This window comes from Alteraurantiacibacter palmitatis, assembly GCF_037154115.1.
Taxonomy (GTDB): Bacteria; Pseudomonadota; Alphaproteobacteria; order Sphingomonadales; family Sphingomonadaceae; genus Alteraurantiacibacter; species Alteraurantiacibacter palmitatis.
Window position 1 is genome coordinate 1 of the sequence record NZ_JBANRO010000014.1, and the last position, 14,337, is coordinate 14,337.

Annotated in this window: 9 protein-coding genes; 3 read left to right on the forward strand and 6 right to left on the reverse strand. The window is 65.6% G+C overall.

The genetic code is table 11. From position 1 onward, the window contains the following. Positions 1 to 540: 540 nt before the first annotated feature. Positions 541 to 1,464 carry an IS1595 family transposase gene (locus tag WFP44_RS14865; RefSeq protein WP_336927417.1) on the reverse strand — a complete coding sequence of 308 codons (924 nt, stop codon included), beginning with the start codon at positions 1,462 to 1,464 and terminating at the stop codon, positions 541 to 543. A 195-nt stretch (positions 1,465 to 1,659) separates the two neighbouring features. Between WFP44_RS14865 and WFP44_RS14870 the strand changes: the two genes are divergently transcribed. Then, positions 1,660 to 2,097, forward strand: coding sequence for a lysozyme (locus WFP44_RS14870; RefSeq protein ID WP_336927419.1), 438 nt, complete (start codon positions 1,660 to 1,662; stop codon positions 2,095 to 2,097). Between the two features lie 15 nt (positions 2,098 to 2,112). On the opposite strand, the gene WFP44_RS14875 is transcribed toward WFP44_RS14870, so the two are convergent. The 4 genes from WFP44_RS14875 to WFP44_RS14890 form a co-directional block, all read right to left on the reverse strand. Next, entirely contained in the window at positions 2,113 to 6,339 is a 4,227-nt protein-coding gene (locus WFP44_RS14875) for a translocation/assembly module TamB domain-containing protein (RefSeq protein ID WP_336927420.1), read from the reverse strand. Next, positions 6,339 to 8,459 carry an autotransporter assembly complex protein TamA gene (locus tag WFP44_RS14880; RefSeq protein WP_336927422.1) on the reverse strand — a complete coding sequence of 707 codons (2,121 nt, stop codon included), beginning with the start codon at positions 8,457 to 8,459 and terminating at the stop codon, positions 6,339 to 6,341. Before WFP44_RS14880 ends, WFP44_RS14875 begins: the two co-directional genes overlap by 1 nt. 31 nt (positions 8,460 to 8,490) lie before the next feature. Continuing rightward, positions 8,491 to 9,342, reverse strand: coding sequence for an arginyltransferase (locus tag WFP44_RS14885; RefSeq protein ID WP_336927423.1), 852 nt, complete (start codon positions 9,340 to 9,342; stop codon positions 8,491 to 8,493). Between the two features lie 168 nt (positions 9,343 to 9,510). Continuing rightward, positions 9,511 to 10,758 (reverse strand): threonine ammonia-lyase, encoded by a 1,248-nt coding sequence (locus WFP44_RS14890; RefSeq protein WP_336927425.1) that lies wholly within the window; start codon positions 10,756 to 10,758, stop codon positions 9,511 to 9,513. 81 nt (positions 10,759 to 10,839) lie between these two features. Here WFP44_RS14890 and WFP44_RS14895 point away from each other — a divergent pair, with 81 nt between their 5' ends. Together WFP44_RS14895 and WFP44_RS14900 are read left to right on the forward strand one after the other, a co-directional pair. Further along, positions 10,840 to 11,742: an NAD(P)-dependent oxidoreductase gene (locus WFP44_RS14895; protein ID WP_336927426.1), complete on the forward strand. Its 903-nt coding sequence runs from the start codon at positions 10,840 to 10,842 to the stop codon at positions 11,740 to 11,742. Beyond that, entirely contained in the window at positions 11,739 to 13,508 is a 1,770-nt protein-coding gene (locus WFP44_RS14900; protein WP_336927428.1) for an amidohydrolase, read from the forward strand. The genes WFP44_RS14895 and WFP44_RS14900 overlap by 4 nt, the downstream gene beginning before the upstream one ends. Here the strand turns inward: WFP44_RS14900 and tatC are convergent. Beyond that, positions 13,505 to 14,335, reverse strand: coding sequence for a twin-arginine translocase subunit TatC (gene tatC, locus WFP44_RS14905; RefSeq protein ID WP_336927430.1), 831 nt, complete (start codon positions 14,333 to 14,335; stop codon positions 13,505 to 13,507). The two genes, WFP44_RS14900 and tatC, sit on opposite strands and share 4 nt — an antisense overlap. Positions 14,336 to 14,337: the final 2 nt, after the last annotated feature.

The window sequence follows — 14,337 nt, forward strand, 5'->3', positions numbered from 1 at the left end:
AACCCCTGAATCAATGACTTGAGCTAGCGTCAAGCTAACCCGCTGATACCACTCAACTTAGTTTCGGATCAGGCTCTAAGAACCTTCCTCACCGCATCTATGCGTTTGATGAGCGAGGTTGGGATTTTACGATACCTTGCCAGATTGAGGGCCATGGTAAGGCGTGGCCGAATGTCGAGGCTACCGAACTTTATGAAGCACTCCTCCATTTCCATTGGTTCGATTTGACAAAGCAGCCCAAGGATTGCCATCTCAAGCCGCGCCCATTAAAGACAGACCTCGCCAATGCAGGCCTTGATCGCTATTTCACCGGGCACAATAATCTGGTGATCTGACATGAGCGAACCCGACCAAGAACAATTGGACCAAGTGCTCCGCCGTATGCTGAGCACACCGCCCAAACCGCATGAGTCCGAGAAGGAGTCAAGCGCACCTCGGCGGCGAGGTCGTCCCGTTGGGGGTGGAGGGCGCAACTCGCGATCGAAGGGCTAGCGATATCGTTTTCGCAACTCGCCTACCCTGCGTGGCGGCTTCCAGTTGTCAGGCAGCAAGTCGATCAATCCGCCGATAGGTCAAGCGTTTGCCGACAATCCCGCGCAGAGCAAGATCAGTGCGTTCTGCATCCTCAATCCCCAGGGCCGAACGGTTCGAGTAACGAAAGTCAAACTCGGCCACATAGCGGTGCAGATGCTGCTGACCGCAGTGCTGATAGATGCCGCGCATCCCGCGCTTGAAAATGCCGAAATAGCCCTCAACCGTGTTGGTGGTCACATCGCCGCGCGCATATTCCTTCATGCGGTGATTGACCGTCTCATGGGCTGCGAACGCCCTTCCCGGTGCAATGTATGGCTTGGCTTCGTCAGTCACGAGGCGGCTCTGGCGGTCAATGTGGGTGAACAGCAGCGCGGCAACATGGCGCGGGCCAAAACTCTCGGTGAATACCACGCTGGTCGAGCGGCCAGTCGCTCGATCCACCAGAGAAATGATGCGATTCATGTGCTGGATTGGGGTGCGCGACTTTGGCTTGCTCTTGTCGCGCCCGTAATATGTTTCATCGACCTCAACCGTCACACCTGGCCCGCCCATCGGGCCGGGATCGTTGGGCTTCATGGCCTCGCGAATGCGGTGGCACATGAACCAGGCAGTCTTGTAGGTCACGCCCAGCATTCGCTCGATTTGTTTGGCGCTCATTCCCTTCTTGGACGCGCTCATGAGGTAAGTGGCCAGAAGCCATTTGTTGAGCGGCACCTTGGAGCGTTCAAACACGGTGCCAACGGTGACGGTGAAGTTCTTCCCGCAGGCGTTACATTGGATCAGGCCAGGGCGTTGCGATTTGCCTTGCAGGCGATGCACGCGCTCGGTTTCACGGCAATGCGGGCAAACTGGACCGCGCGGCCAGTTCAGCGACTCTAGGTGTTCGCGGGCCTTTTCGGCATCGGTGAAGATGGGATCAGTGAGTTTCATGAGGGGAGAGCTACATCTAGCGCGCCACTATGTCAAGTATATAATGTCCAGAACTCTTGTCACCTGCCCTGTGGAGGACCCTTTCCTACAAGCCAGCCGCGTGCCTAGCTCCGGCTTTCCCTTCCCCAGCACAGGTGATCGCCGATGTTTCCCTTTTTGTCCTTCGCCCCCCGCCGCCGCGTGTCCGGAGCGGGTGTGGCCCTCATCAAGCAGTTCGAAGGCTGCGCGCGGCGCCGCGCTGACGGCCTGTTTGCCGCCTATCCCGATCCCGGCACCGGCAAGGAACCGTGGACAATTGGCTGGGGCGCGACCGGGCCCGATATTGGCCCCGATACGGTGTGGACGCAGACGCAATGCGACGCGCGCCTCGAAGCCGACATCGCCCGGCACGCCGCCGAGGTTTCCAAGGCGATCGGCAAAGCGCCTACCAGCCAGCACCAGTTCGATGCGCTGGTCAGCTTCCATTACAATACCGGGGCGATTGCCCGCGCCACGCTCACCCGGCTGCACGTGGCGGGTCAGCACAAGGCCGCAGAGGAGCAGTTTGCCCGCTGGGTTTATGCCGGGGGACGCATTCTGAAAGGTCTGGTCCGCCGCCGCATGGCCGAAGCCGCATTGTATCGCGGGGAATAGCTTTCCGCGCGGGCGCTAGTAATCGCGGCTGTATTCGGCCGCAACACTGCCCCGGCCCAGCGTATTGATTGCGGCGAGCAGGGAAATCCAGCGCGTGATCCGGTATTCCAGCTCGGTCGCGTTATAGCCCTGCCCGTCGGTGATCAGTTCGACATAGAGGCGGCGCGTGATGTTCTTGCCCAGCGCGACAGCCGTGCCCCGGTTCAATGCCGCATCGGCAGAGACAATGCGCAGACGGTCGAGCCCGATCGCGGTGCGCAGGCGGTTGATCGGATCCAGCCCCTCGCCGCCGCGCAGCGCTGCCAGCGCCGCCCCCAGTTGCAGCGCATCGGTGGCCGACAGATTGGTGATCGATCCGCCAAACAGCAGCCGGGCCATCAATTCTTCTTCCGGCAGGGAGGGGACCGAGGAAAAGGCGATTTCGGGGCGGCTGGCATTTCCGCGCACGGTCACATCCACGCTGATCCCGTCCACTTCGGATTCGGCCAGAATGTCCAGCCGCGGATTGGGTGCCTCGCTCTCGTCAAAATCAATGCGTCCACGGGTGATTTCAAAACGCACCCCGGCAAAGGTATAATAGCCCTGCCGCGGCACGATCCGCACCTCGCCGCCAATGCGCGGATCGGCAATGGTGCCGCGCAGGCGGATTTCGCCGCCCCATTCGCTGTCCAGCCCCATCCCGTCGACTTCCAGCCCGCGCACCGCGCGCGCATCCACCAGATAGCGCCACGGCCGTGCCGCGCGCCGGGCCGGTGCGATATCGGGCGGCAGATTGATGTCGGTGATGGCGATATCGGGCAACTGCACCGTTTCCGCCGCTGCGCCCAGTCGCCAGAATGCCTCGCGCACGTCCAGCCGCCCGGCAATCGTGCCGTTCACCCCGTCCGAAACGAAGCGCATCGGCCCGGTTACCGTGGCGCGCATTCCCGGCAATTGCAGCAAGCGCGCGTTGCGCGCGGCAAGGCGCACATCCAGCTGCGGGCCGCGGTCGCGCGTCATGTTTGAAAAGTCCACAAAGCCGCTGCCCACGACGCTGCCGCCGCCCGGCGACGTCCCGCTGAAGCGGGTGAGGCGCAGGCGTGACCCGTCAAACCGGCCCCGCACTGCCACATTGGAAATGTCGGTGCCGGTGGCTGCGCCCTGCACCTGCAGACCATCGCCCGAAACCGATCCGCGGACTTGCGGATTGCCCAGCGTCCCGCGCACTTCAGCAGCCACGTGCACCCGGCCCGCCACGTCGAGCACCTCGATCGCGGCCAACCGCCACAAGGCTTCGGCCGGGCCTTGATAACGCAGCTGCGCCAGCAGGTCGCCTGCATAAAGCCGCGCGGCAAGGCCACGATCCCCGCCGGCCCCTGCCAGCGGCAGATCGGCAATCCGCGCGTCGAGCCGGCCGCTGGCGCTGCTGCCATCGCGGATCACCGCGCGGGCCTGCAACAGGCTGGGGGAAAGATCACCCACCAACGCCAGATCGAGCGGACGCGAGGTGAGCAACAGGCCCGACCGGCTGAGATTGCGCACCAGCAGCCGCGCATCGCCCACCGGCACGCCGCTCGCATCCGCCGCAATATTGACGACGCCCGACACGGAACCGCCCAATCCCAGATCGCCCAGAACGACATCCGCCACCGCAAGCGGCATCCGGGAAAGAGCGAGGCGTCCTTGCAGCGGCTCCTCCCCGCCAAAGCGGCCATTGGCGATCACAAAGCCCCGGCCGTAGGAAATCTGCGCCTGCTGCAATTCCCAGCCGCCATCCCCGGTTCGGGACACGACCGCGCGGCGCGGCATGGCAATGGCGCGGCCTGCGTGCGATCCGCGCAGTGCCAAGCTGATCTCGTCGCCCGTGGCCGTGCCGTTTAGCTGCATTTCGAAGCGGCTGCCGCGCTGCCCCGCAATCGCCGCGTCAAAGGCGCCCACGCCGTCACGCAGCGCCGCATTGCCCGCCAGCCTGCCCACAAACAGCTGGCCGTAACTCACGCCAACTGCAGCTATCTCGCCTTCGACGGTCACGCCTTCACTGGCCCCCGCAGCGGGCACGAAGCCCCGCAGTGCAATGTCTCCTTCGGCAATCTGCAAGGCCGCTTCACCGCCAAAGCGGGCGTTGCGCGCGGTGGCGTCAATCACGAAGCCCTGCCCTTCAGGCCTTGCGGCCAGACCGATGCGCCCCACCACCCCGCCGCCCGACAGAACCAGCCCGCCATCCACGCCGCCTTCCACCAACTGCAACTGGCCGGCCAGCCGCGTTTCCGCCACGTCCAGCCGGTTGACCGTGATGCGCACCGGCTGCGCTTCTGCGGCCAACAGGAACAGATCGCCGTCGAACAGCCCCAGCAGCGATTGCCCGCGCGTCAATACGGCAAAGCCATCGCCCTGCGGCGCCAGCGAGACCCGCACATCGCGCAGCCCGGCAGCGGGCAGCGGATCGGCCAGCACCAATTCGGCACGCGGGCCATCGGCGGCCAGCGTCGCCTCCACCGTGAAGGGGCCATAATCGCTATGGCGGCCTGTACCGACCAGACTGGTCGTCTCGCCTTCCACCCGTCCATCCAGCACCGCCTCCAGCTTGGTGGCGGCGATGCGCATGGTCGCAAAGGACAAGGGCTGCCCCTCGCCCAGCGTCAGCCCGCCGGCAAAGCGGATATCCTGTCCGGCCAGCGTTTCCAGCGTGGCGTTTGTCGCCTCCGCCACGCGCCCGTCCAGTTGCGCCGCCAAGGACCACGGACGGCTGCCGCCGATCGCAAAATCGATCCGCGCATTGCTGTCCACTCTGCCAATATCGGCAAAATCGAGGCCCGTCGCGCGCATCGGCCCGGTAACCCGCACCGCGCCCGATTGCAGGTCGGCCACCAGCGCCAATTGCCCGGTCAGGCCGGGAAAAGCGATATCCAGCCGCTCGCCCGTCAGGCGGTTGCCGGCCAGCACCAGCGCGCCGCGCACACGCCCGTTCACCAACCGCGGATCGAACAATTCCGCCCCGCTGACCACCCGGCCGATCTTGGCCTCAAGCGGCACCAGCCAGCTATCGCCATTGCGCGACAGGCGGCCTTGCTGCACCACATCGGACACCACGATCTCGCCCGCGACGATGCGCCGCACGGTCAGCCGGTGATCGGCCGCCGCCGTGGCAAAGGGGCCATCCAGCCGCGCGTTCAGCACCGCGCCTTCCAGCGCCACCGCCTCGCCAAACAGCGTGGGATCGAGCAGGCGGGCATCCACCTGCAGCCCGCGAAAGCGGTTATCGGCCAGATCGATCGCACCGCCGCCATCCACATCCAGCGCCGCACCGCGCAGGGCAAAACTGCCCTCGGCCACGCTCGCCTCCAGCGTTCCGGCGGCGGTAAACGCCACTTCAGGCCCCAACGCGCGGGCGGTCAGCCCTTCCACCAGATCGCCCGGCATCGCGCGCCCGACCACGCGGTACTGCCCCGCCTCGTTGAACAACGAGAGGTCGAGCAGGTCTTCCCCGCCAAGCCGGGCCTGCAAGGTGCCGTCCCAGCGCGTCCAGCCTCCCTCGCCGCGCAGCCGCACATCCAACGCCTCGTCTGCGCCTGCCATCGTAGCCAGAAAGCCACCTTGCGGCGCTGCCCAGTCGAGTTCGAGGTCAAAAATATCGCCATCTGGCTCGGCATGGGCCAGCAGGCGCAGCACATCGCCGCCGCCCAGTTCGCCGCCTGCATCCACGAACACCCGGCCCCGGCGCACATCGGCGCGCGCACGCAATTGCACCACGCGCTCCTGCCCCAGAACGGCTTCGGCCACGCGCAGGTCTTCCACTACCAGCCGATCCACCCGGATGTCGAAATCGGGCAGGATCGGCGCGTCGGGATCGCCGGGCAGCAGATGGGGCACCGCGTTCAATCGCCCGTCGATCACGATGAGGTGGCGGATATCCAGCCCGGTAAAGAACCACTTCCACGGCCGCCAGTTGAGATCGACTTCGGGCACTTCCAGAAACAGCACGCCATCGGCATCGCGGAACTTCACATCGGTGAAGCTGGCGCTCCACAGCACCGATCCCCGGATCTCGCCTGCTTCGATCGACAGGCCCGATGCGGGGGCATAGGCGGAAATCTGGTTCAGCAGGAACTGGCGCCCCGGCGGGGTGTGCAGGAAGGCAACCGCCGCCAGCAGCAAGGCCGCCAGCACAGCCAGCACACGCCCTGTCCAGACCAGCACCCGTCCACCCGGCAGGCGGCGCCGCGCAGGCATCGGAGCGGCGGGAAGGGCCTGTGCCTCTGCCATCAGAACGCCTGCCCCAGCGCGACATAAACCGCGACCGGTGCATCGCCCGGCTGGCGGTTCAGCGGCACGCCCACATCCACGCGGATCGGCCCAAAGCCGGTCTGGTATCGCACGCCCAGCCCGGCGCCCAGGCGGATATCACTGAAATCGGGCACTGAATCGCGGTTGACCACGCCCGCATCGACGAAGGGCACGACCGCAATCGCCCCGCCGAACAGGCCGGTGGCAATGCGCGCCTCGGCCGACAGTTCGAGCACCGAGCGCCCGCCATTGGGTTCGCCCACCACATCAACCGGTCCAATCGCCTGATAGCCATAACCGCGCACCGAACCGCCTCCACCCGCGTAGAAGCGGCGCGATGGCGCAATGGCGGCAAGATCCGCCCCCACAATCGTCCCTGCCCGCGCGCGCGCCGCCAGCACCACGCGGTCGCTGGCCGGGTGATACAAGCTCATATCCACCTGCACCTTGGCGTAGGTGGAATTCGTGCTGTCCGTGCGCGACAATTCGGGGCTGATCGCGCCGCGCAGGCGGAAGCCCTGCGTGGGATCAAGCAGATCATTGCTCGAATCGAGCTGTGCCCAGACCGGTAAGGCGGCAATCAGGAAGGTTTCGCGCGGCAGGATCACGCTGCGCGGCTTGCGGTCGGTTTCGCGGCTCGCCACCAGTTCCAGCCCGCCGCCATAGGACAGCGGCTTCTGGAACAACAGCGTGCTCACCCGTTCATAGGTGGTCACAACCGAAATCCTGCGCGCCGCGAAGGCGACATTATCGACATTGGAAACAAAGGCATCCGCGGTCAGGATGCGGTCGCGCCCGGCGAAATTATTCTTGCGGAAAGTCACGCCGCCCAGCTGTTCCTGCGTGCCCGCAATCGCGCGCACGCGCAGCAGGCCTTCGGGCGGGAACAGGTTGCGGTGCTCCCAGCTTCCCGCCAGCCGGAACCCTTCTTCGGTGCCGTAGCCGATTGATCCCGCCAGCGTACGCAAGGGGGCAGGCGTCATCGCCACGGCCAGATCGACTGTGCCCGGCTGGTCGCCCTGCGGGGCACGCACTTGCACCGGTGTCACATCCAGCGTGCCGACCAGACCGGTCGCCAGGATTGCCCGGCGCAGGTCAATTTCCTCGCTGCGCTTGTAGAGGTCGCCCTCCTCGAACCGGGCAATATTGGCAAGGTGGCGGGCCGAAAGGAAATCCTCGCGGTTGCTCGTCAGCCGTCCAAAGACATAGCGACCACCCGGCTCCACCGGCATCCGCACATCGCCTTCGCCCCGCGCGTGATCGACCAGCAGTTCCGGCTCGGCCAGCATGGCAAAGGGATAGCCGCTTTCGCCCAGCGCCTCGTCCAGCGCCACGCGCGCATCCTCTATCGCGTCGAGCGAGATCGGATCGCCGGGGAACACGGCGAAACTTTCACGCAAGGCCGGGTAATCGCCGCCGGCCGCCTCCAGATTGCCCAGATCGACCGCGCCCACCGGGAACCGGCGACCGGGGATGATATCAAGCCGGGCATAGGCGCCTTCGGCACGTTCAGCGGAATCTTCGGGCACATCGACCGAACGGATCACCTGCGCATCGAAATAGCCATAGGTGCGCAGCAGGCGTTGCAGCAAGTCCTCGTCCGCGCGCGCCTGCGCGGCCAGCCGCGCCCGGCTGCCGCCATCGTCCAGATCGACCACGCTGGACAGCGCGCGGAAGCGCTCCAGTATTTCCTCGCGTTCGGGGAATTGCGCCAGATCGGCAGGGAAGGAGAGCACCAGCTCGCCCGAAATCCGCTCTTCGCTGGCACCGGGAAGCGGCGGGATAACCTCGTCGAAAGCGACAAATTCCACCGGCTCGGCATCGGGTTCGAGCGGCGCGATATCCGCGATCGCCAGATCGTCGGGCGGCTCCAGCGTCAGAAGCGGCATCGGATCCAACGGGGAATCGGCGTCGAGTGCCTCGGCTTCCTCATCAGCCGGAGGCGGGCCGGCGCCATCCATCGCCCAGCCTTCCGGATCGTCCACCGCCGATTGCGGAATGAGGTCGTCGAGCGTGGGAAGGTTCTGCGCGGCAAGCGGCAAGGCGGGCAGGCTCAGCGCGATTGCCAGCCCCACCGCTGCCGCACTTGCGCGCGTCAACCAGACATCACGGGCAGTAATGGCGGCAGGATCAGACGAAACGGTACTGCCTGTGTTCGCCGGGGGCGCCATCTTTTGATCCCCCTTCCACTTCCTGATCCAGCCGTGCAGCGCCGTTTGCCACAGCAGCGATGCGGGCGGACTGTTCACCTTCGGGCATACGACTCCACCCGTCGGGGCCAAGCTGTTCGAGCGGGCGGTAGCGCACCTTGTACTGCATCCGGGGCGATCCATCGACCCAATATCCCAGATAGACATAGGGCAAGCCCGCTTCGCTAGCGCGGCGGATATGGTCGAGGATGACGAAATTGCCAAGCCCGCTACGCCCTTCACACTCCGGATCGTAAAAGCTGTAGATCATCGACAGCCCATCCCCCTGCCGGTCGGTCAGGCAGGCGGCGACAAGCCGGCCCGGTCCGCCATCGGGATCGGGCTCCCTGTATTCGATCACAAAGCTTGAGACCGAAGTATGTTCCACCATGTCGGCATAATCCACCTCGTCCATGGCGGCCATCCCGCCGCCGGGATGCCGGGCAGAAAGATATTTCTGGAGCAGCGCGAACTGTTCGCTGGTGGCCCAGGGGCGGCATTCGGAAACGACCAGATCGCCGTTGCGCTTCAGATTGCGGCGCTGCGTGCCCGAAGGGCGGAATTCGCCCGCCACCACGCGCACTGACACGCAGGCGCGGCAATCCACGCAGCTGGGGCGATAGGCCACCGTCTGGCTGCGACGGAAACCGATGCGCGACAGGGCATCGTGCAATTGTTCCGAATGCGGGCCTTTCAGCTCGGTGAAAACCTTCCGCTCCGTCTTGCCGGGCAGATAGGGGCATGGCGCCGGGCTGGTTACGAAAAACCGGGGGAATCGGACGGGCGCTGTCACCTGTGGGCTGATCCTGTGGCCTTGAATGGGTTGATCCGTCTTGCGGCAGACCCCGGTTATGCCTGCCGGATTCGTGCCGCGAAACAATCTTAACCATAAATCGGGGCAAGGTCAGGGTTAATTTGCACAAGGTCAGGGTTAACGCAGCTGCGCCCGCCCCGAAACGGATCAGTTCAGTTCCACCTGGCTAACGGAATAGCCCTGCGCGCGCAGATCGGAAATCAGCGCTTCGAGCTGCTCGCGGTCGCGGGCCTCGCATTCGATATCGGTAATCAGCCCCTTGGCCGGCAGATTGGTGAAGATGCGCTGGTGGTAGATTTCGAGGATGTTCACATTGTGCCGGTTGAACAGGTGCATCACCTTGAACAACGCGCCCGGCCGGTCCTGCAGCGTGATCTGCAGCCGCGCCAGCCGGCCCGACCGCGCCAGATCGCGCAGCAGCACATTGGCGAGCAGGCGCGTGTCGATATTCCCGCCGCACAGCACCAGACCCACCTTCTTCCCGCGAAAGCGCGTCTTGTGTGCCAGCACCGCCGCCAGCCCCGCCGCGCCCGCGCCTTCCACCACGGTCTTTTCGATCTGGAGCAGCAGCGACACCGCTTCTTCCAGATGCGGTTCTTCGACCAGCACGATATCGTCCACCACATCGCGGATGATCTGGCGGGTGAAATGCCCCGGCTCCTTCACCGCGATCCCTTCGGCCAGCGTGTCGCCGCCACAGGGCAGATCCTGCCCCTTGATATGGCTGAACATGGACGGGAAAAGCGCGGCCTGAACACCCACCACTTCGACGCCACTGCCAAGGCTGCGCGCCACCGTGCCCATGCCCGAAATCAGCCCGCCACCGCCAATCGGCACGACAATGGTATCAAGGTCGGGCGCATCCGCGAACATTTCCAGCGCGACCGTGCCCTGCCCGGCCGCCACCAGCGGATCGTCGAACGGGTGGATGAAGGTGAGGCCCAATTGCCGCTCCATCGCGCGGGCATAGGCATAGGCTTCGTCAAAGGTTTCGCCTTCCAGCACCACCTTGCCGCCCACGCTTTCGGTCTGCATCACCTTCACCGTCGGCGTGGTGCGCGGCATCACGATGGTCACCGGAACGCCCAGACGGGTGCCGTGATAGGATAGCCCTTGCGAATGGTTGCCCGCGCTCGCCGCGATCACGCCCTTGGCGCGCTGCTCTGCCGGAAGGTGCAACAGCGCATTCAATGCCCCGCGCTCCTTATAGGCGGCGGTGAATTGCTGGTTCTCGAACTTCAGCCAGATGTCCGCGCCGGTGATGGCCGACAGGGTCTTGCTGTGCATGGTCGGCGTGCGCACCACGGCATCGCCAATCGCATCCGCCGCGGCGCGGATATCAGCGATGTCGAGGCGGGCCTTCGCCGCAGTCGGGATTGTTGGCATCGTGCTCATGGCTCGCGGCCTATCGCAGAATTGCGCGCAAGCCAAACCCCATGATTGCTTTACCGCGCCCATGCGGGCAGTCAGGCGGCGATGACAGATTCCCTTTCGATTGCCTTTCTGGGCCTTGGCACCATGGGCGCGCCAATGGCCTGCCACCTTTCCCGCGCGGGCCACCGCGTCACCGGCTGGAACCGCAGCGATGCGCGCGGCGCGGCGTTTCTGCAACGCGCGCGCACGGCGGGCCTTGCCGTGGACCTGGCGCGCAGCGCGGCCGCAGCCGTTTCAGATGCAGACGCGGTGCTCACCTGCCTTGGCAAGGATGATGACCTGGCCGATGTGGTGCTGGGCGAAGATGGCGTTCTGGCGCAGATGAAGCCGGGCGCCTTGTTCGTGGATCACACCACGGTCAGCCCCGCGCTTGCCCGCCGGATCGCGGCCGAGGCGGAGGCGCGCGGCCTGCTCGCTCTCGATGCGCCCGTATCGGGCGGACAGGCCGGCGCAGAAAACGGGGCGCTTTCGATCATGTGCGGCGGCAGCGAAGCAGCAATGCAGGCGGCGCAGGGCGTTCTGGCCGCCTATGCCAAGGCGATCGTGCATATTGGCCCGGCGGGCGCGGGTCAGGGGGCCAAGGCGGTCAACCAGGTGTGCATTGCCGGCGTGCTGGCAGGCCTGTCCGAAGCGCTGCGGCTGGCGCAGGCGAGCGGGCTGGACACGGCCAAGGTGTTCGACGCCATCAGCGGCGGCGCGGCGCAAAGCTGGCAGATGGACAACCGCTGGGCCAGCATGGCGGAAGGGCAGTTCGATTTCGGCTTCGCGGTGGACTGGATGCGCAAGGACTTGGCGATTGCGCTGGCCGAGGGGCGCGCTTGCGGCCTGTCGCTGCCGGTCACCGCTTTGGTCGACCAGTTCTACGCCACCGTGCAGCAGATGGGCGGCGGGCGGCAGGATACCAGCGCGCTGGTGCGCCATCTGGGCCGCGGAGACGCTGCATGAAGCGCCTTGCCCTGATCGCCAGCGCGGCATTCGCCTGCGTTCTGGCAACGCCGGCGGCGGCCCAGACACATTTCGACAATCTGGAAGGCATTTCCGTCAGCCGCGATGGACGGGTGGATCGCTTCGCCGGAATGGTGGTGAGCGAGGACGGGCGGGTTCTGGAGCTGCTCGATTTCGGGGACCGGCCGCGCACATCCATTGCCTTTCGCGTGGACATGGAAGGGCGCGTTGTCATTCCCGGCATCGTCGATTCGCATACCCATGTGATGGCGCTGGGCCTGTCGAAGCTTTCGCTCGACCTGTCGGACACGACCTCGCTGGAGGACGCGCTGGCGCGCATCGCCGCCTATGCCGAGGAATACCCCTTGCGCCCGTGGCTGGTGGGGCGCGGCTGGAACGAGGAGCGCTGGGGACTTGGCCGCCTGCCCACCGCGGCCGAACTCGACGCGGTTGTGGGCGACCGGCCGGTGGTGCTGACCCGCGCCGATGGGCACGCCGTGTGGGCCAGCAGCGCCGCACTGGCCGCTGGCGGTGTCACCGCGCAGACTGCCGATCCGGCAGGCGGCCAGATCGTGCGCCGGGGAGGCACCGGGCCGGGGTCACGCGCGCCCGCAGGCGTGCTGATCGACAATGCGATGCAGCTTGTCACCGCGCAAATCCCCCCGCCGCGCGCGGTGGATGCCGATCTTGCCTTGCACGAGGCGCAGATCGAATTTTTCCGCCACGGCGTGACCGCAGTGGCCGATATGGGCACCAGCGTCGAAGACTGGATGACCTTCCGCCGCGCGGGCGATGCGGGCCGCTTGCGTCTGCGCATCATGGCCTATGCCGATGGCGTGCCCGCCATGCTGCTCATCGGCGGGCCGGGGCCGACGCCCTGGCTTTATGAGGATCGCCTGCGCCTGAACGGGGTGAAGCTGTTTCTGGACGGGGCACTGGGATCGCGCGGGGCGCGGCTCAAATCGCCCTATGCCGACCAGCCGGGCCATCGCGGCCTGTCGCTGCTCGACGGCACACAGCTCCGCAATCTGATGAGCCGGGCGAGCATGGACGGTTTCCAGGTGGCGATCCACGCCATCGGCGATGCCGCCAATCAGGACGCGCTGGATGCCATTGCGCAACTGGCAGAAGATTTCCCCGGCGACCGGCGCTGGCGCATCGAACACGCGCAGATCGTCGATCCGGCGGATATCGCCAACTTTGCCCGCCACGGCATCATTGCCAGTATGCAGCCTGAACACCAGGCGTCCGACCGGCTGATGGCCGAAGCGCGTCTGGGGCCGGATCGATTGCGCGGCGCCTATGCCTGGGCCTCCATCGCCGCCACGGGCGCGCCGCTCGCCTTCGGATCGGATGCGCCGGTGGAGCGCGCCGACGCGCTGTCAGGCCTTGCCGTGGCGATCAGCCGCACCGATGCGGCGGGCGAGCCCGAAGGCGGTTGGCAACCGGACGAAACGATCAGCCGCGAGGCTGCGCTCGCCGCCTATACCGCCGGCGGCGCTTTTGCCGGTTTTGCCGAGGGGCGCTTTGGTCGCCTCGCCGTGGGCGAACGCGCGGATTTTGCCGTGCTGAGCGATGACCCACTGGCCCTGAACGCCGACGGCATTCGCGCCACGCAAGTTCTCCAGACATGGATTGCCGGACAAAGGGTGTGGGCGCTGGGCGAAGATGCGCCTGCCGAGACTCTGCCCGAAACGCTGCCCGAAAACGTGCCCGGCCTCCCGCAGGAAGCCGACATTTACGGCCCCGTGCCGGAAGGCCGCTAGAGCGGTTTTTGCGCGCCCTCACCCGCTGCGGTTTCGGCGGCCTCGGCAGCTTCCGCTTCTGCCATTTCCTTTTCGCGCTTCTTCTCGCCCATGCGCATCAGCACCAGCGATCCTTCGAACAGCAGCAGCAGCGGCAGCGCCAGCAGCAGCTGCGATATCACGTCAGGCGGCGTGATGAAGGCGGCAAGGATAAATACGGCCACCACCACATAGCGGCGCGCACCCGCCAGTTGCGCACGGCTGACAATGCCTGCCCGGTTCAGCAGCAGCAGCAGCACCGGCAACAGGAAGCTGATCCCGAAGGCCAGAATGAAACGCATGACCAGATCAAGGTAATCGCCCATGGCCGGCAGCGCCTGCGCCTCCAGCCCGCCGGCATTGCCCTGAAAACCCAGAAACCATTTGAAGGCGGTCGGCATCACCACGAAATAGGCAAGGCTTGCGCCGGCAGTGAACAATATGGGTGTTGCCAGCAGGAAAGGCAGGAAGGCCTTCTTCTCCCGCGCATACAGGCCCGGCGCGATAAAGGCCCACATCTGGTTGGCAATCACCGGAAAGCTGACGAAGAAGGCCGCAAACATCGCCACCTTCACTTCCACGAAGAAGGCTTCGTACAGGCGGGTGAAGATCAGTTGCCCCTGCCCTTCGGGAAAGGCCTGCGTCAGCGGGCGCACCAGAAAACCGAAAATATCGTCCGCGAAATAGAAGCAGACGCCAAAGGCAACCAGAAAGGCCAGCACCGCGCGCACCAGCCGCGTGCGCAATTCGATCAGGTGATCGAGCAGCGGGGATTGCGTGTCGTCGAGGTCTTTCAGCTTGAAAGCCATGC

Excerpts from the sequence above, each read along its gene's own strand:
- WFP44_RS14895 (WP_336927426.1), top strand. The coding sequence starts at position 10,840 with ATGACAGATTCCCTTTCGATTGCCTTTCTGGGCCTTGGCACCATGGGC.
- WFP44_RS14875 (WP_336927420.1), bottom strand. The coding sequence starts at position 6,339 with ATGGCAGAGGCACAGGCCCTTCCCGCCGCTCCGATGCCTGCGCGGCGC.
- WFP44_RS14890 (WP_336927425.1), bottom strand. The coding sequence starts at position 10,758 with ATGAGCACGATGCCAACAATCCCGACTGCGGCGAAGGCCCGCCTCGAC.
- WFP44_RS14900 (WP_336927428.1), top strand. The coding sequence starts at position 11,739 with ATGAAGCGCCTTGCCCTGATCGCCAGCGCGGCATTCGCCTGCGTTCTG.
- tatC (WP_336927430.1), bottom strand. The coding sequence starts at position 14,335 with ATGGCTTTCAAGCTGAAAGACCTCGACGACACGCAATCCCCGCTGCTC.
- WFP44_RS14865 (WP_336927417.1), bottom strand. The coding sequence starts at position 1,464 with ATGAAACTCACTGATCCCATCTTCACCGATGCCGAAAAGGCCCGCGAA.